The sequence below is a fragment of the Candidatus Paceibacterota bacterium genome (assembly GCA_035530615.1).
Taxonomy (GTDB): Bacteria; Actinomycetota; Actinomycetes; order Nanopelagicales; family Nanopelagicaceae; genus QYPT01.
This window is the reverse complement of the sequence record DATKUL010000002.1, coordinates 618,165-636,564: the sequence shown is the minus strand read 5'-3', so window position 1 is coordinate 636,564 and position 18,400 is coordinate 618,165. Positions and strand designations below refer to the sequence as shown.

Below are 18,400 nucleotides of genomic sequence, written 5' to 3'. Positions count from 1 at the left end.
TAATTTCTAATGTTTCGCTCAATCCCTACGCCCAGCATCTCTGAAATTGGCCTGGGACCATTAACGATTCACTTCTATGCCTTGTGCATAGTTACCGGGATTGGTCTGGCAATTTACCTGGGTGATCGACGCTATCAACGTGCCGGCGGAGGGAAAAATATTGTCTCTGACGTCGCCATCGCTGCAGTCCCTGCCGGAATTATCGGTGGTCGTCTTTACCACCTCATCACCTCCCCGGACGCCTATTTCGGTTCTAACGGGCACCCGCTCGATGCATTCAAGATTTGGCAGGGCGGTTTGGGGATTTGGGGTGCAATCGCATTGGGGACATTCGTGGCTTGGATACAGCACGAGAGATTGAAGCGCCAGGGCCGGCCGGGAGTGCTCTCTTTTGCACAATTTGCTGATGCATTGGCACCTGGAGTCTTGCTTGCTCAGGCAATCGGTAGATTCGGTAATTGGTTCAATGGAGAACTTTTTGGAAAGCCAACAACGCTACCGTGGGGCCTTGAAATACCAGTGCTTTCTAGACCTGTCGGATATGAATCTTTCCAAACTTTTCAACCGACTTTTCTCTACGAAGCTCTTTGGTGCCTTTTTGTAGCGTTCTTGATTATCACGTTAGAGCACAAGTTCAAACCGGGACAGAGTTTTCTATTTTATATTTCTGCCTATTGCGTAGGACGTTTTTTTATCGAGTCTATGCGCATTGATAATGCCCACACAATCGCTGGCCTGCGAGTCAATGTTTGGGTGAGCGTTGTTGTAGCTCTCGGTGCGGCATATCTCTTTTGGCGTCGCGGCCGTTTGGATGGAAAACGCCCAACGGTTTCAAGCGACTGGTGATATAGAGTTATTTCATGAGTTTAGAAGAGGTCTACAAACGAAATATGCAACATCGAACCCATCGGGCGGGATGGTTACGAGCTGCGGTTCTTGGCGCAAATGATGGTTTGGTTTCAACCGCGAGTCTTATGATTGGCGTATCTGCCGCGAATGCAAATGATTTTCTCATTACCGCAGGCGTTGCCGGGATAGTTGCCGGCGCAATGTCTATGGCGGTAGGTGAGTACATTTCGGTGCGTTCACAGAACGATATTGAAGAATCGGATCGCCTACTCGAGATTGAGCATCTAGCCGCTTCTCCAGAATTAGAATTGCTCGAACTTACCCACATTTACATTGACCGCGGACTCAATCCGGAATTAGCTCACCAGGTGGCCGTAGCAATGCATGAGAAGGATCCTCTGGCCGCTCATTTGCGCGATGAGTTGGGGCAGCACCCGCATACGAGAGCCAGACCCGTCCAAGCAGCCATTGCTTCGGCTTCGAGTTTCGTGCTTGGCGGCCTCATCCCATTTGCGGGTGCTTTTGCCCCGACCCCAGGAACTCAGGTATGGAGCATTGTCAGTTTCGCTTTGGTTGGCCTTGCGACCACCGGCGTAATGAGTGCAAAATCCTCCGGAAGCGCGGTCCTTGTTCCCACTATGAGAGTTCTTTTTGGTGGAACCCTGGGTATGGCCATCACCGCAGGAATTGGCCAACTGGTCCATCTCACCGGGATCTAGCGAATCTAGGCCACTGGTAGGATTTCTCCTCTACAGCGTGCCAGGTCAGGCGATGTAAGAGTCTTTCTCGGGCCATTGTTGTCCCTTCCTTCCGGACAACAGGAGCGATATTTCATGCTAGGTCTATCGGGTTTTCCTAAAGCGCAGGGTCTGTACGATCCTGCCTTTGAGCACGATGCATGTGGCGTGGCGATGGTTGCAACATTGAACAAAGTTGCCACTCATGAGATTGTTGTGAAAGCACTCACCGCCCTTCGCAATCTCGAGCATCGAGGGGCGTCAGGAGCCGAACCGGATAGTGGAGATGGCGCGGGCATATTGATTCGCATTCCTGACAATTTCTTTCGCGAGATTCTTCCCTTTCAACTTCCCGAGTCCGGTTCGTATGCGGCGGGAATTGCCTTCATCTCCGATGATTCCAATATAGACAAAGAGATCGCGCAAATAGCCTCCGAAGAACAACTCGATATTTTAGGGTGGCGTGATCTTCCCATTGATTCTTCAACGCTTGGCAAGACTGCGCTTTCTGTGATGCCGACCTTTCGTCAACTTTTTCTTGCTGGAAAAGCAGGAGAGTCGGGGATCAAACTTGACCGACTGGCATTTTGTTTTCGCAAAAGGGCCGAACACTCTCTCAAAATTTATTTTCCGTCGCTGTCCTCTCAGACAATCGTTTACAAAGGCATGCTGACCACGGGTCAACTTGAAGTATTTTTCCCAGATCTTTCTGACCAACGGGTGGTTTCTCCGCTCGCCGTGGTCCACTCTCGTTTTTCGACAAACACTTTTCCATCGTGGCCATTGGCCCACCCATACCGCTTCATTGCGCATAACGGTGAAATTAATACCGTCAAGGGAAACAGAAATTGGATGCGCGCACGCGAAGCCTTGCTCGCGAGCGATCTCTTTAAAGGTGATATTTCAAGAATTTTCCCCATTGTCGATATGCATGGAAGTGATTCAGCCTCATTTGATGAAGTTCTCGAACTCCTCTATCTGGGCGGACGCTCACTCCCGCACTCTATTTTGATGATGATTCCGGAAGCATGGGAGAATCATGCATCCATGTCGGAAAGCAGGAAAGATTTCTATGCTTTTCATGCCTCACTGATGGAGGCCTGGGATGGCCCTGCCTGTGTGACGTTTACGGATGGTAATCAGGTTGGTGCGGTACTTGATCGAAATGGATTGCGTCCATCTCGCTTCTGGGTGACAGAAGACGGTCTAGTAGTTCTTGCTAGCGAAGTCGGAGTTCTTGATATCGCAACCGAGCGAATCGTCCGTAAGGGTCGACTACAACCTGGCAAAATGTTCTTGGTAGATATTGAAGCGGGCCGAATTATCGAAGATGAAGAGATTAAAGAGGAATTGGCAACCGCTGCGCCATATAGTGAGTGGTTGCACGCGGGCATGGTTCGACTTGTTGACCTGCCTGCGCGCGAGCACATTGTCTATCCACATTCCTCCGTCATCCGTCGCCAACGTGCATTTGGGTACACCGAAGAAGAACTTCGCATCCTCATTTCACCCATGGCAAGAAATGGCGCTGAACCACTCGGATCCATGGGTACAGACTCTCCAATTGCTGCCCTCTCTGAGCGTCCTCGGCTTCTCTTTGACTACTTTTCGCAATTATTTGCGCAAGTGACCAATCCACCACTTGATGCGATTCGAGAAGAGTTGGTCACTTCCCTGGGTGGTGCGATCGGCCCAGAACACAACCTTCTTGATCCTGGCCCTGCCTCCTGTCGACAGATTGCATTGGACTTCCCGATTATTGACAATGACGAATTGGCAAAGATCATTCATGTGAACGCGGACGGAGATCATCCCGGATTTGCAGCGCACATCGTGCGTGGTCTCTTCCCTATTGCAGGTGATGGAGAATCGCTTCGAAAGAGACTCGATGAGATTCGCGCCGAAGTCTCCCAGGCTATCGCCGAAGGTGCGCACCTCATCATTCTGTCAGATCGAGATGGAGATGCCGACAACGCACCCATTCCCTCACTTCTACTGACCGCCGCGGTCCATCACCATTTGATTCGCGAGAAGACTCGTACCAAAGTCGGTTTAATTGTTGAAGCGGGTGATGTCCGTGAAGTTCACCATGCTGCCGTGTTGGTGGGCTATGGCGCGGCCGCCATTAATCCATATCTTGCGATGGAGAGTGCGGAAGATTTAGTCATCCAGGGAGTGATCACTGGAATTACGCCAGAGAAGGCGGTACGCAATCTCATTAAGGCCTTAGGAAAAGGCGTCCTTAAAGTAATGTCTAAGATGGGGATCTCTACTATTGCCTCGTATACGGGTGCCCAAGTATTCGAAGCAATTGGACTTTCTCATGAATTGGTAGATGAGTATTTTGTTGGTACGACCTCGCGCCTCGGCGGAGTTGGACTTAATGTGATTGCAGAAGAAACGATTGCACGCCATCACATTGCCTATCCACCCGGGGGGGAAGTTCCGGGAACGAAGCGATTGCCAATCGGCGGGGAGTATCAGTGGCGGCGGGAAGGAGAACCGCATCTTTTCAATCCCGAAACAGTTTTCACCCTCCAGCATTCGACGCGCAATAAGAGATTTGATGTTTTCAAACGTTATACACGTCAGGTAGATGATCAGAGCAAGGCTCTGATGACCTTGCGAGGGCTTTTCGATTTTAAAGAGGACGTTCGTTCGCCGATTTCAATTGATGACGTGGAACCTATCGAAAGCATTGTGAAGCGATTCTCTACCGGTGCCATGTCCTACGGTTCAATTTCACAAGAAGCGCACGAAACCATGGCTATCGCGATGAACCGGTTAGGTGGAAAGTCGAATACAGGTGAAGGTGGCGAAGATCCTGAACGCTATATCACAATGCCTAACGGCGATTCCAAGCGTTCCGCAATCAAGCAAGTTGCTAGTGGTCGGTTTGGTGTAACGAGTGAGTACTTGGTTAATGCTGATGACATTCAGATAAAGATTGCCCAAGGAGCAAAGCCGGGCGAGGGCGGACAATTGCCTGGCGGCAAGGTCTACCCATGGATTGCAAAGGTGCGATATTCGACACCCGGGGTTGGATTAATTTCACCGCCTCCTCACCATGATATTTATTCCATTGAAGATCTTGCTCAGTTGATTCATGATCTTAAGAACGCAAATAGGAATGCTCGAATCCACGTCAAGTTGGTTGCCGAAGTGGGAGTCGGAACTGTCGCAGCAGGGGTGAGTAAAGCGCATGCTGACGTAGTGCTCATTTCCGGCCATGATGGTGGAACTGGTGCATCGCCGCTCACATCCTTGAAACATGCGGGCGCGCCGTGGGAACTCGGTTTGGCCGAGACCCAGCAAACTCTCCTTCTCAACGGTCTACGAGACCGAATTGTCGTTCAAACGGATGGTCAACTGAAAACTGGTCGAGATGTCATGATCGCTGCCCTGTTGGGTGCTGAAGAATTTGGCTTTGCGACTGCTCCGCTCGTTGTTTCGGGTTGCATCATGATGCGGGTGTGCCACTTGGACACATGCCCAGTGGGAGTCGCCACTCAGAATCCAGAACTTCGTAAGCGGTTCTCTGGCAAGCCTGAGTTTGTTGAAACATTCTTCCAATACATCGCCCAAGAAGTGCGCGAGTACTTGGCGCAACTTGGCTTTCGTACCCTGGAAGAAGCGGTTGGACACATTGAGATGCTGGAAACTCAAGATGCAGTCAATTATTGGAAGGCGAGCGGGTTGGATCTTTCTCCACTGCTCACTCGCCCGGCAGGAGATGGCCCGTTTCATCAGACTATTAACCAAGATCACGGTTTAGATGCCGCCTTGGACAATCAACTCATCGAACTATCGCAACCCGCGCTCGATAATCGCGAACAGGTGAAGATTGATCTTCCTGTCCGCAATGTCAACCGAACGGTGGGAACCATGCTTGGTTCAGAGATCACTCGACGATTTGGGAGTGCGGGATTGCCCGCGGATTGCATTGACATCACCCTGCGCGGTTCGGCGGGACAATCCTTAGGCGCTTTTATTCCGCAAGGACTTACATTGCGGCTAGTCGGCGATTCCAATGACTATGTTGCAAAGGGAATCTCGGGTGGGCGCGTCATTCTTTCTCCGAGCGCAGATGCCAATTTCGCATCGCACGAAAACGTGATTGCAGGAAACGTGATTGGTTATGGCGCAACATCGGGTGAGATCTTTATCCGCGGTGTTGTCGGGGAGAGGTTCTGTGTGCGCAATTCAGGCGCAACGGCCGTGGTTGAAGGTATCGGTGACCACGGGTGCGAATACATGACGGGCGGGCTCGTCGTCATACTCGGACAGATCGGGCGTAACTTTGCCGCTGGCATGTCAGGGGGAAGGGCATTCGCCCTCGACTTGGATCACGCCCTGGTCAATACCGAGATGGTAGATATCGTCTCAGTGCCACACGACCAACGTGATTTGCTCTACTTAATAGTCTCCAATTTCTACGCTGAAACTGGTTCTCAAGTTGCTTCTGAATTGCTTGCAGACTGGGAATCCACGCTGCCTCGAATTTCGATGGTTATGCCCCGAGATTATGCGCGCGTCCTGGAGGCAATGAAGAGAGCCTTTGAAGAAGGTGCTCCATCCGACAAATATGTAATGGAGGTTGCACATGGCTGATCCCAAGGGTTTTATGACTACACCACGAGAGTTGCCTACCCGGCGTCCAGTGGATGTGCGCATTCAAGATTGGAAAGAGGTGTATGAGCCTCAACCTTTCGATCAGTTGCAGAAGCAAGCCGGGCGATGCATGGATTGTGGAATTCCGTTCTGCCACCAGGGCTGCCCACTAGGAAATTTAATTCCGGAATGGAACGATCTGATCTGGCGCGGCGATAAGAGGGAAGCGCTCGCCCGCTTGCATGCAACGAATAATTTCCCAGAATTTACCGGCAGGCTTTGTCCGGCTCCCTGCGAAACTGCCTGTGTTGTCGCAATAAATTCAACTGCAGTCACGATAAAGCAGGTGGAACTTCGAACTATTGAAGAGGCATTCGAAGCAGGAGAGGTCCAGCCACTTCCACCTGATCGGCTCACGGGTAAGACAATTGCAGTCATTGGCTCTGGGCCTGCTGGCCTTGCGGCAGCTCAACAACTCACACGTGCTGGTCATACGGTGGCTGTATATGAGCGCGCTCCAAAGATTGGCGGACTACTTCGTTTTGGAATTCCTGAGTTCAAGATGGAGAAATCAGTTCTTGATCGACGACTGGCTCAAATGGAAGCAGAAGGTACTCGCTTTCGCCCCGGTGTGGATGTTGGAAAAGAAATAAGTGGCCAGCAGTTGCGCACTCGCTATGACGCAGTCGTACTTGCCGTTGGCGCAACTCAGGCCCGCGATCTTCCGATCGAGGGTCGCGAACTTACCGGGATATTCCAAGCCATGGAGTACCTACCGTGGGGAAATTTGCAATCGCAAGATGTCGAACCCGCAATCAATGTTCATGGTAAACACGTGGTTATTCTCGGGGGAGGAGATACAGGGGCCGACTGTCTCGGAACTGCTATCCGCCAAGGCGCGGCCAGCATTACTCAATTGGAAATCATGCCTCGACCAACAACTGAGCGTCCAAGCTCCCAACCCTGGCCGACCTACCCCATGATTTTTAGAGTTTCGAGTGCGCACGAAGAGCTCGATAATCGAGTTTTCTCTGTGTTGACACAGAAATTTCTAGGTGACGAGGATGGGAATCTCCGTGCACTCTCTCTTGTAGAGACAGAATTTATCGATGGGAAGTTCCAGCCGATAGCAGGGACTGAGTGGGAATTACATGCAGATTTTGCCTTCCTCGCTATGGGATTTGTAGGACCCGAGAAGAACGAATTGCTCACTCAACTTGAAGTGACCTTTGACGAACGTGGGAATGTAGAACGCAGTGATGACTATCAAACGGCCACTGAGGGAGTTTTTGTTTGCGGTGATGCGGGTCGGGGTCAATCCCTGATTGTCTGGGCGATCGCTGAAGGGCGAAGCGCAGCCGCATCGGTAGATGCATTTCTCGTAGGTCGAACTCAACTTCTTTCGCCAATACTTCCAACTGTACGCCCCATGATGGTTTAAGGTAGATATATGCGTAGAGCAAAGATAGTTTGCACGATGGGTCCTGCTGTTGAGTCTCCGGAGAAAGTTCGTGCATTAATCTCCGCCGGAATGAACATGGCGCGGCTCAATCTTTCTCACGGTAGTTATGAGGAGCACCAAGCCCGCCTTGACATGGTCAGAATGGCCGCGTTGGAGCATGGCGAAGCCGTGGCCATATTGGTGGACTTGCAGGGACCGAAAATTCGCCTGGCTCGCTTTTTAGACGGACCACACGAACTTTCCCGGGGAGACCTCTTTACGATTACAACGGATGAAGTTGATGGGACAAAGGAGCGAGTCGGTACGACCTATAAGGGCCTTTCAGGAGATTGCAAGCCGGGAGACCGGATTCTCATTGATGACGGGAAAGTCACTGTGGAGGTTGTGGAAGTAAAAGGCAATGACGTTGTGACCAGAGTCATCGAACCGGGGATGGTGAGTAATAATAAAGGTATCAATCTGCCTGGTGTGGCGGTCTCCGTGCCTGCGCTTTCCGAGAAAGACAAGGATGACCTGCGCTGGGGATTGAAGGCTGGAGCAGATTTCATTGCTCTCTCATTTGTTCGAAGTGCCGACGACATTGTCGGAGTCCACAAGATCATGGACGAAGTTGGGATACGCGTTCCGGTCATCGCAAAAATTGAAAAGCCACAAGCGGTTGCAAATCTTGAGGCCATTATTGACGCCTTCGATGGAATTATGGTTGCACGTGGCGATTTGGGAGTCGAACTTCCAATCGAGGATGTACCACTCGTTCAGAAGCGCTGTGTCGAACTTGCCCGCGAATCAGCCAAGCCGGTCATCGTTGCTACCCAGATGCTCGATTCTATGATTTCCAATTCCCGTCCGACGCGCGCCGAAGCCACCGATTGCGCTAACGCAGTTTTAGACGGTGCTGATGCGCTCATGCTCTCTGGTGAGACAAGTGTGGGGGAATTTCCCATTGAGGCAGTTCAAACAATGGCACGCATTATTGAAAGGACTGAGGAAGGCGGTCTTGACCGGATTCACGGACTCCTTCATTCTCCAAAGACAAAGGGCGGAGCGATCACTCGCGCAGCGGCCGAAGTGGGCGAAACTCTGAACGCAAAATTCTTAGTGGCTTTTACCAAGAGCGGCGATTCGGCACGACGTATGGCGAGACTGCGGTCTCGAATTCCGATTTTGGCTGTAACACCAGATATCGGTACTTATAATCGCATGGCTCTCACGTGGGGTGTTGAGTCGCTCCTTGCCCCAATCGTCAGCACGACCGATGAAATGGTGAAGCAGATTGACGCAGTATTGCTTGATTCTGGACGAGCCCAATCCGGAGAGTTTGTCATGATTGTGGCAGGAGCACCGCCGGGAATTCCGGGATCCACTAATGCGATGCGCGTACACCGCGTAGGCGATGCGGTTGGTGGAATTGCCCCGGCATATCGCTAATTCTTATTGATTCGTAGTAATCGCACTTTTCGCTAGACTATGGGGCGCGCCTCGGTACTCCAACGGTAGAGAGGGCAGTCTCAAACACTGCATAGTGTCGGTTCGAATCCGACTCGGGGCACATGACATTTTCGCAGGCCACATCTTCAGAAGTTAAGGGTGCACGCATTGTCGTCGCTGAAGACGAGGCCATTATCCGAATGGATCTTGTCGAAATGCTCACCGAAGCGGGTTACCAGGTTGTTGGTCAAGCATGTAACGGTCAAGAGGCAATTGACCTGGTCAAGGAGAACCGACCTGACCTGGCCATCCTGGACGTGAAAATGCCGGTGCTGGATGGAATCTCGGCTGCAGAAGAGATCATCGCCATCGCGCCAGTTCTGATGCTCACCGCCTTTAGTCAGAAGGAGTTGGTGGAGCGCGCTCGCGATGCTGGTGTCATGGCCTATGTCGTGAAACCATTTTCAGTCACAGACCTCATACCGGCGATGGAAATTGCGATGAGTCGGCATAAGCAGATGACGTCGCTGGCAAGTGAAGTGGCAGATTTACAGGAGCGCTTGGAAACGCGCAAACTCATTGATCGGGCAAAGGGAATTCTGATGGCAGCACTTAACCTGAGCGAACCGGAAGCTTTCTCTTGGATTCAACGGGCCGCCATGGATCGGCGGATGAGCATGAAGGAAGTGGCCCTGGCCGTCATTTCACCAAGCGCTGTGCCTGAGCGTTAAGACCGCATTACAACTCTGTCTAACGTTGAGCCAAGATCAAGCAAGTAATGCGAGCTGTGCATATGCGCTGGCCCTCTTCATTGGTAATGATGATCTCGTAACTGCACATGGTTTTACCCAATGAGATCGCGGTCGCAACTCCCTTCACAATTCCGGAAGTGGCAGAACGGTGATGAGTCGCGTTGATGTCTACTCCAACGATCCGTCGGTCAAGCCCGGCGTGAAGCGCAGTTCCGATGGATCCCAAACTCTCAGCCAAGACAACACTTGCCCCACCGTGAAGCAGTCCGACCGCTTGGGTATTTCCCTCCACCGGCATGGTCGCTACCAATCGCTGGGGAGAGGCTTCAAGGATCACAATGCCCATCTTCTTATCTAGCGCTCCCGTACCGCGAATCTGCAGTTGCTCCAAGTAATCAATTTTTGATTCATCGCTCATAACCACAGAGTATAACTGCCGTAGGATGCCCAACATGAGTTCGCGGTTATTGCTTATTGACGGACATTCCATGGCATATAGAGCATTTTTTGCTTTACCCGCCGAGAATTTCACCACGGCAAATGGGCAGCACACCAATGCCATATATGGATTTGCCACGATGCTGATCTCCCTTTTGAAGGAGGAAAAGCCGACACATATTGCCGTTGCTTTTGATGTTTCCAGAAAAACCTTTAGGGCGCAGATTTTTCCGGAGTACAAAGCCAACCGTGCCGCCACGCCAGATGAATTTCGGTCACAAATGTCTTACTTACATGAATTGGTAAGCGCATTTGGCCTGGCACAGTTTGAACAGGAAGGGTTTGAAGCCGATGACATTCTCGCCACGTTGGCCACTCACGCGGAGCGAGAAGGGATGGACGTCCTTCTTTGTTCGGGGGACAGAGATACCTTTCAACTAGTTACCGAGAAGATCACCGTTCTATACCCAAAGAAGGGCGTCAGCGATCTCGCCCGAATGACTCCAGAGGCAGTCTTTGAGAAATACGGTATGGAGCCGCAGAGTTATCCTGAGTTTGCTGCCCTTCGTGGTGATCCGAGCGATAATCTTCCTTCGATTCCTGGAGTTGGTGAGAAGACCGCTGCAAGGTGGGTCGTCGAATACGGAACACTTTCCAATCTCATTGCTAATGTAGAGAAAATCACCGGCAAGGTGGGTGATTCGCTACGGAGTAATATTGATGTCGCGCTGCGAAATAGAGAGCTCACGCAGTTAGTCCACGACGTCCCCCTTGGAGTTGAAATCGAGGATCTCGCGTGGAGAGGGTTGGATGAAAGCAAACTATCCGCCCTCTTTGATGAACTTGAATTCCGCACCCTGAAAGAGCGCATGAAGAGTCTGCTCCCCAAGCGTGAGACACCGGTGAAGGAAACGATCGAGCCACTCATGATGCTTGGATTTGATGAGCATCTCGATGTCATTTCTCCTGATGAAGCCAGTAGAAGAATTGATGGCCACAGTGGATCGCTGGGAATAACTTATGAAATAAGAGAAGAAAAGTTGCACCGATATGCAGTCGCTCTTTCACCAACTGAGTCTTTTCTGGTTCACTCCTCGAAGTTGGGAAATTGGATTTCAAATCCAAAGATCCCCAAGATTCTCCATGATGCCAAGGCTTTTGCCCGAATCGTTCCGATTGAGGGAATTGAATTCGACACCTCCCTTGCTGCCTACCTGGTGAATCCTGGAAGTCGGGCGCAAGAACTCCCGGATCTGGTGCAACGTTGGGGTGATGGCGAGTCTCTGGACGAGACCACGTCAGAAGAGGGTTTTCTCAAGGGAGCACGCGCTCTCTTCGGATTGAAAAAATCACTTACGACCGAGATGTCCCAGCGCGGTGTTCTGGGGCTATTTACAGATCTCGAATTACCCATTGCAAAACTTCTCGCCAAAATGGAGAGAATCGGTATAGCCGTCGATCGTAAAAAACTTGAATCACTCCAACTCTTCTTTGCTGGAGAGGTCGAGCGGGAGACTGCCGCGGCTTTTAAAGTTGTGGGTCATGAATTCAATATTGCATCGCCTAAGCAACTTCAGGTAGTTCTATTCGACGAATTGAAATTACCAAAGACCAAGAAAATCAAAACTGGCTATACAACCGATGCCGAATCTCTTGAATGGCTTTCCCAAACCACTAACCATCCCGTGCTGACACAACTTCTTCGAATCAGAGAGACAAATAAGTTGCGAACAACTATTGAGGGACTGCTCGCTGAAATATCGGCGGATGGAAGAATCCACACACATTTCCAACAGACTGTCGCCGCTACCGGACGACTCTCCTCGACCGGGCCAAATCTTCAAAATATTCCGGTTCGTACCGAAGAAGGTCGCAAAATCCGTGACTGTTTTATTGCCGCGGATGGTTATGAAACTTTTCTGACGGCTGATTACAGCCAAATTGAAATGCGGATCATGGCTCATCTCTCAAATGACGAGCATCTGCTCGCGGCCTTTGAATCCGGAGAGGATTTGCACTCGAGTGTTGCAAGTGAAGTTTTTGGCACCGCGCCTTCAGAAACTACTCCTGAAATGCGTCGCCAGATCAAGGCAATGTCTTATGGTCTGGCCTATGGACTTTCCTCTTTTGGTCTCTCGGCACAACTCGGCATATCACCACCTGAAGCCCAAGGGTTGATGGATAAGTATTTTGAGCGCTTCGGTGGCATTCGTGACTACCTAAAGACCGTCGTCGATGAAGCTCGCAAAGTCGGATATACCGAAACGATCTTGGGCCGGCGTCGCTATCTTCCAGATCTTACGAATGAGAATCGACAGAGGCGTGAAGTTGCCGAACGGATGGCTCTCAACGCCCCGATACAGGGATCTGCTGCAGACATAATCAAGCAGGCAATGCTTAATGTTGAAAGTGCGATCACGGCGAAGAAGTTGAAATCTCGTTTACTCCTGCAAGTTCACGACGAACTCATTTTCGAAGTCGTTGCTGGCGAGACAGAAACTTTGAGCGAACTCGTTCGCAAGGAAATGGGCGCTGCGTACCCGCTAAAAGCACCGCTCGAAGTAAGTATTGGACTGGGTAAGAGTTGGAACCAGGCTGCTCATTAGTTATTGTGCCGGCGAAGCGTTGTCTTCCATTGCTTGAAGATCTTCGTCTTCGGTAGGAATCCGATTTGCTGCACTCAATCGTTTCCGTCCGATTGTCAGAATTAACAATCCGAATCCGACTGAAACTGTGGTAATTCCGAAACACATTCGTGGAGATATTTCTTTAGCGATCCAGCCTCCAACTGCAGATCCGAAAGCCATGAGCGATCCTTCAACCGTCCAGAGCCATCCCATGGCAGATGTCGCACTACCGAGCGGGCGAACCGCCTCCATGACTTCCCAATAGAACACTTGGATGGCGCCGCCGCAGAGGCCAAGAAAGGCACCCGTAATTGCAAGCGACCATCCCGGGTACGTGAAAGCCAGGGGAAGAGAGAATACAAACCAGAACGCATAAGCCTTTAGCAGTGAATTCAAGGATGATGATTTCTTTGAAACCAATCCGCCAAGTAGTCCACCGATAATATTGAAGACGCCCATCGTTCCAAGAATCCATGCAGTTCGATGAGGGACATGTTCTAAAGTTGAAAATGCCGGCACCCCAACATTAAAAGCACCCCAGCCGAAACCAATAAAGCATCCTTCCAACATCAAAAGTTGCATGGCGGGATTGCGCCAGAGTGGTCGACTTCCTTCCTCTTTCACCTCTGGTATCCAACTTTTCGACACTGTCGTGAGTGCGAGAGAGCCTCCGCCAATGAGCATCAGTGCAGAACAGACTAAGAGTGCGGCTCCAGGGTGGGAAGAGAGTGAGAGCATCGTTGCGAAGATTGGTCCAAGTACACCAGCTGCATTGATAAATGAGGTATCGAGGGCATATGCAGTTCGCAGGAGACGATCATCGATGATCGACCTCCATAGAGGCCGGACGGAGAGGTTGATCGGCGGCGCAGTCATTCCGAGAAGAAATGCGATGAGGAGGATGGACTGCCGACCATGCATGAGATTGAGCAAGATGAGCATCGCCGAATAGGCCGGCACTTGGATCCGAAGTGGCCATTTCTGTCCGTATGTGTCCATGACCGAGCCCCGCACCCCAGCGGTAACTGCCCCAGCCAGGGAGTTGAGCCCGATGGCCAGTCCGGCCAGAGGGATGGAGTTGGTCTCAAGGTTTGCCTTAAAAAAAATGGAAAGCGAGACCATCCCATATGCGATCCGCGCGGGTAATGCACTCATAACCAGAATTTTGACCTGTGGTACGCCTAGGAGTTCCTGATACCGATTCATAGGAGAGAAAGTCTAGTGGGGAGAGATTCAGGCTTGAGGGGTAGCGAAATTGACCCCAATCATGCCCAAACCGTACCCTTAGCCGCCCTATCCCTACTATTTTCTATCCCTACGGAGCAACTTGAGTACTTCACCAGTAATTGCATTAAATGATATTGGAACAGCAGCGGACTTTATGGCCGCCATCGAAGGAACCATCCGAAACTTCAATGATGGAGATCTCGTAGAAGGCATCGTCGTCCAGGTCGATCGCGACGAAGTCCTCGTAGATATTGGATACAAGACCGAAGGAGTTATTCCTTCCCGTGAGCTTTCCATTCGTCACGATGTAGATCCAAGTGAAATCGTTAAGGTCGGCGAAAAAATTGAGGCACTCGTTCTTCAAAAGGAAGATAAAGAAGGCCGTCTCATTCTCTCCAAGAAGCGTGCACAGTACGAACGCGCCTGGGGCGATATCGAAGGCAAGAAGGAACGCGACGAAGTCGTTGTCGGAACCGTCATTGAAGTTGTTAAGGGCGGTCTTATTGTTGACATCGGACTTCGCGGATTCTTGCCTGCATCTCTCGTTGAAATGCGCCGTGTCCGTGACCTCACTCCATACATTGGCAAGCAGGTTGAAGCTCGCATCATCGAACTTGATAAGAACCGAAACAACGTAGTTCTTTCACGCCGTGCCTACCTCGAGCAGACACAATCTGAATCACGTACAACTTTCCTCAATCAACTTCAAAAGGGCCAAGTTCGCACGGGTGTTGTTTCATCCATCGTTAACTTCGGTGCTTTCGTTGATCTTGGTGGAGTGGATGGCTTGGTACACGTTTCCGAACTTTCCTGGAAGCACATTGACCATCCTGGTGAAGTTGTTGAAGTGGGCGATGAAGTGACGGTTGAAGTTCTTGAAGTTGACTTCGAGCGCGAGCGTGTTTCACTTTCACTCAAGGCAACACAAGAGGATCCTTGGCAGGCCTTTGCCCGTACCCACACAATCAACCAGGTTGTTCCTGGTGTTGTGACAAAACTGGTTCCATTCGGTGCGTTCATCCGCGTCCACGAAGGAATTGAAGGTTTGGTCCATATCTCCGAATTGGCGGAGCGTCACGTCGAGATTCCAGAACAGGTCGTTCAGGTCGATGACGAGCTTTTCGTAAAGATCATTGATATCGATCTTGAAAGACGACGTATCTCACTCTCTCTTAAGCAGGCCAATGAAGGACATGAAGTTGAGATTGAAGCATTCGATCCAACTCAATACGGCATGGCTGCTCGTTATGACGCAGAAGGAAACTTCATTTACCCGGAAGGTTTCGACGCTGATTCGCAAGAGTGGAAACCAGGATATGAAACCCAACGTGAAGAGTGGGAGCGTCAGTACGCTGAAGCCCAAGCTCGCTTTATTGCGCATAAGAAGCAGAAGGAAATGGCCCAAGCAGCCGATGCTGCCGCCGCAACTGACGAGGTTCCAGTAGAAACCCCAGTGGAGTCTGCTGAGTAAGTTCCGCGTACCACTAGTAGTGAAACCGACTCCGATACTTTTCGGAGTCGGTTTCTTTATTCCTTGTAAAAGAAAGGCTAAGGTCACTCTGTGCTAGTCGTTGGATTGACAGGTGGAATCGGCTCTGGCAAATCCCACGTTGCCGGCTATTTCGCTGACCTAGGGGCACGTGTGATTGATGCCGATCAGTTAGCGCGCGATGTCGTCGAACGCGGTACTGATGGATTTGATGAGGTCGTTTCCACTTTTGGAGATTCAGTCTTGCGAAATGGCGATTTGGATCGTCGCGCTCTCGCCGAGATTGTCTTTGCAGACGAGAATGCAAAGCGCAAGCTTGAGGGGATCATCCATCCTCGAGTACGACATGCACTCGAAGAGAGCGTTAACAAACTGAAAGGGGACGAGATACTGATCTATGAAATCCCTCTCTTAGTAGAGACGGGTGCAGCTGGAATATTTGATTTTGTAATAACCGTTGAATCCGACATTGAATCGCGAAGAGAGCGGCTGCGGAAACGAGGAATGCTGGCATCAGAGATTGACGCACGGATGCAAGCGCAAGCAAGCTCGCAGGCTCGTACGGCGGTGGCAAACTATGTCATTCTCAACAATTCTACGGAAGATTTCCTCCTGCGGGAGGTTGAGCATCTCTGGGAAGATGTTCTTCCAAAATGGCAGCGCGAGAAAAGCTGACCAAGACTAGAGTTGACTGGTGCGTCCAAAATCAGAGATTCAGCGGCGCGTTGAACCATTCCGTGTAGAAAGTGATTATGTTCCAGCTGGGGATCAACCGGAGGCGATCGCGGAAATAGTTCGTCGTATCGAGCGTGGTGACCAGGATGTGGTACTTCTCGGAGCCACCGGCACAGGAAAGTCTGCAACGACCGCCTGGCTGATTGAGAAATTGCAACGCCCGACATTGGTGATCGCCCCAAACAAAACTCTTGCTGCTCAACTGGCAAATGAGTTCAAGGAATTGATGCCCAATAATGCAGTCGAATACTTCGTTTCCTACTATGACTATTACCAACCCGAGGCATATGTCCCGCAGACGGATACTTTTATTGAGAAGGACTCAAGCGTCAATGACGAGGTAGAAAGATTGCGCCACTCCGCAACTAATTCCCTCCTCACTCGTCGCGATGTCATCGTTGTCGCCACCGTCTCGTGTATTTACGGCCTTGGGACTCCGCAGGAGTATGTGGACCGTATGGTCACTTTAAAGGTGGGGGATCAGATCGACCGAAATGTTCTACTCCGCAAATTTGTGGATATTCAATACAAGCGAAACGACGTTGCTTTCGAGCGCGGAACCTTCCGAGTTCGTGGTGATACTGTCGAAATTATCCCGATGTATGAGGAGCTCGCTCTTCGAATAGAGATGTTCGGGGATGAAATCGAGCGGATCACGACTCTGCATCCGCTGACCGGCGAAATCGTTAGGGACGAAGAAGAGATGTACATCTTCCCCGCGACCCACTATGCAGCCGGTCCTGAGACGATGAAACGGGCTATTGCGGAGATTGAAGAAGAACTTGAGGACCAACTGGAGAATTTCGAGCGGCAGGGGAAATTACTTGAAGCCCAACGTCTGCGGATGCGCACCTCCTTTGATATCGAAATGATGCAGAATCTGGGTTTCTGTTCTGGTATTGAGAATTACTCCCGCCACATTGACGGACGAGCTGCCGGGTCGGGACCGAACTGCCTGCTCGATTATTTTCCGGATGATTTCCTTCTCGTCATTGACGAGTCCCACGTGACGGTCCCGCAAATTGGGGCCATGTTCGAGGGTGATGCATCCCGAAAGCGAACGTTAGTAGAACATGGGTTTCGACTTCCTAGCGCAATGGATAACAGACCGCTTCGTTGGGACGAGTTCCTAGAGCGGGTTGGTCAGAAAGTTTATTTATCGGCAACTCCAGGACCATACGAACTTGGCAAAGTAGATGGGGACGTTGTTGAGCAAGTTATTCGCCCGACGGGTCTGGTGGATCCAAAGATTGTTGTAAAACCGATCAAGGGACAGATTGATGATCTCCTCAATGAAATTGAAATTCGTGCGGCGAAGAATGAACGTGTGCTAGTTACCACTCTCACGAAGAAGATGTCTGAAGACCTTACCGATTATCTGCAAGAACGCGGCGTCCGAGTTCGATACCTTCACTCCGAAGTGGACACTTTAAGACGGGTAGAACTTCTGCGTGAACTGCGTTCGGGGGAGTACGACGTACTTATTGGTATCAACCTGCTTCGTGAAGGTCTGGACTTGCCCGAAGTTTCCCTGGTTTCAATTTTAGATGCGGACAAAGAAGGATTCTTGCGGTCGGCGACTTCACTCATTCAAACCATTGGGCGTGCGGCACGAAATGTCTCAGGTGAAGTGCATATGTACGCAGACAACATTACGAAATCTATGGCTAAAGCTATCGATGAAACCAACCGTCGGCGCGCAAAGCAAGTGGCGTACAACCTAGAACGGGGGGTCGACCCACAACCCCTGCGGAAGAAAATAGCCGATATAACTGATCTAATCAACAAAGAGAGCGCGGATACCGAGCAATTACTTTCCAGTGCTGGCAAAAAAGTAGCGCGCTCACCTGTACCAGCTATTGGATTGTATACAAAGAGTCTGGGCTCCCTGCCAAGACAGGAGTTATTGGCCTTGATAGAGTCGCTGACGGAGCAGATGAGAGGCGCGGCGGCGGACCTGCATTTTGAATTGGCGGCCAGACTCCGCGATGAAATTAAGGACCTCAAGCGAGAACTTCGCGACATGGAAACGGCGGGGGTTTAGG

At 50.8% G+C, this 18,400-nt stretch carries 12 protein-coding genes and 1 tRNA gene; 11 read left to right on the top strand and 2 right to left on the bottom strand.

Annotated elements, in window-relative coordinates; translation table 11 throughout:
* Positions 1 to 9 precede the first annotated feature (9 nt).
* From lgt to VMW30_06110, 7 genes are all read left to right on the top strand, one after another.
* Positions 10 to 846, top strand: coding sequence for a prolipoprotein diacylglyceryl transferase (lgt, locus tag VMW30_06140; GenBank protein ID HUW87935.1), 837 nt, complete (start codon positions 10 to 12; stop codon positions 844 to 846).
* A 14-nt stretch (positions 847 to 860) separates the two neighbouring features.
* Positions 861 to 1,568, top strand: coding sequence for a VIT family protein (locus VMW30_06135; protein HUW87934.1), 708 nt, complete (start codon positions 861 to 863; stop codon positions 1,566 to 1,568).
* Between the two features lie 114 nt (positions 1,569 to 1,682).
* Entirely contained in the window at positions 1,683 to 6,197 is a 4,515-nt protein-coding gene (gene gltB, locus VMW30_06130) for a glutamate synthase large subunit (GenBank protein HUW87933.1), read from the top strand.
* Positions 6,190 to 7,638 carry a glutamate synthase subunit beta gene (locus VMW30_06125; GenBank protein HUW87932.1) on the top strand — a complete coding sequence of 483 codons (1,449 nt, stop codon included), beginning with the start codon at positions 6,190 to 6,192 and terminating at the stop codon, positions 7,636 to 7,638. The genes gltB and VMW30_06125 overlap by 8 nt, the downstream gene beginning before the upstream one ends.
* A 9-nt stretch (positions 7,639 to 7,647) precedes the next feature.
* Positions 7,648 to 9,087, top strand: a complete 1,440-nt coding sequence (pyk, locus tag VMW30_06120) for a pyruvate kinase (GenBank protein ID HUW87931.1) — start codon at positions 7,648 to 7,650, stop codon at positions 9,085 to 9,087.
* Positions 9,088 to 9,135: 48 nt separating this feature from the next.
* Positions 9,136 to 9,208: transfer RNA gene (locus VMW30_06115), tRNA-Leu, on the top strand.
* Position 9,209: 1 nt separating this feature from the next.
* Positions 9,210 to 9,818 (top strand): response regulator, encoded by a 609-nt coding sequence (locus VMW30_06110; protein ID HUW87930.1) that lies wholly within the window; start codon positions 9,210 to 9,212, stop codon positions 9,816 to 9,818.
* Between the two features lie 19 nt (positions 9,819 to 9,837).
* On the opposite strand, the gene VMW30_06105 is transcribed toward VMW30_06110, so the two are convergent.
* Complete coding sequence (locus VMW30_06105; protein ID HUW87929.1) at positions 9,838 to 10,257, bottom strand: hotdog fold thioesterase; 420 nt, start codon at positions 10,255 to 10,257, stop codon at positions 9,838 to 9,840.
* Positions 10,258 to 10,291: 34 nt separating this feature from the next.
* Here VMW30_06105 and polA point away from each other — a divergent pair, with 34 nt between their 5' ends.
* A complete protein-coding gene (gene polA, locus VMW30_06100; protein ID HUW87928.1) occupies positions 10,292 to 12,883 on the top strand; it encodes a DNA polymerase I in 2,592 nt (863 codons plus the stop codon).
* Here the strand turns inward: polA and VMW30_06095 are convergent, their stop codons facing one another.
* Complete coding sequence (locus VMW30_06095) at positions 12,884 to 14,110, bottom strand: MFS transporter (protein ID HUW87927.1); 1,227 nt, start codon at positions 14,108 to 14,110, stop codon at positions 12,884 to 12,886.
* Positions 14,111 to 14,231: 121 nt separating this feature from the next.
* On the opposite strand from VMW30_06095, the gene rpsA reads away from it, so the two are divergent.
* The 3 genes from rpsA (at position 14,232) to uvrB (ending at position 18,399) form a co-directional block, all read left to right on the top strand.
* Positions 14,232 to 15,602 carry a 30S ribosomal protein S1 gene (gene rpsA / locus VMW30_06090; protein HUW87926.1) on the top strand — a complete coding sequence of 457 codons (1,371 nt, stop codon included), beginning with the start codon at positions 14,232 to 14,234 and terminating at the stop codon, positions 15,600 to 15,602.
* 90 nt (positions 15,603 to 15,692) lie between these two features.
* Positions 15,693 to 16,295: a dephospho-CoA kinase gene (gene coaE / locus VMW30_06085; GenBank protein ID HUW87925.1), complete on the top strand. Its 603-nt coding sequence runs from the start codon at positions 15,693 to 15,695 to the stop codon at positions 16,293 to 16,295.
* Between the two features lie 19 nt (positions 16,296 to 16,314).
* Complete coding sequence (gene uvrB, locus VMW30_06080; protein HUW87924.1) at positions 16,315 to 18,399, top strand: excinuclease ABC subunit UvrB; 2,085 nt, start codon at positions 16,315 to 16,317, stop codon at positions 18,397 to 18,399.
* Position 18,400: the final 1 nt, after the last annotated feature.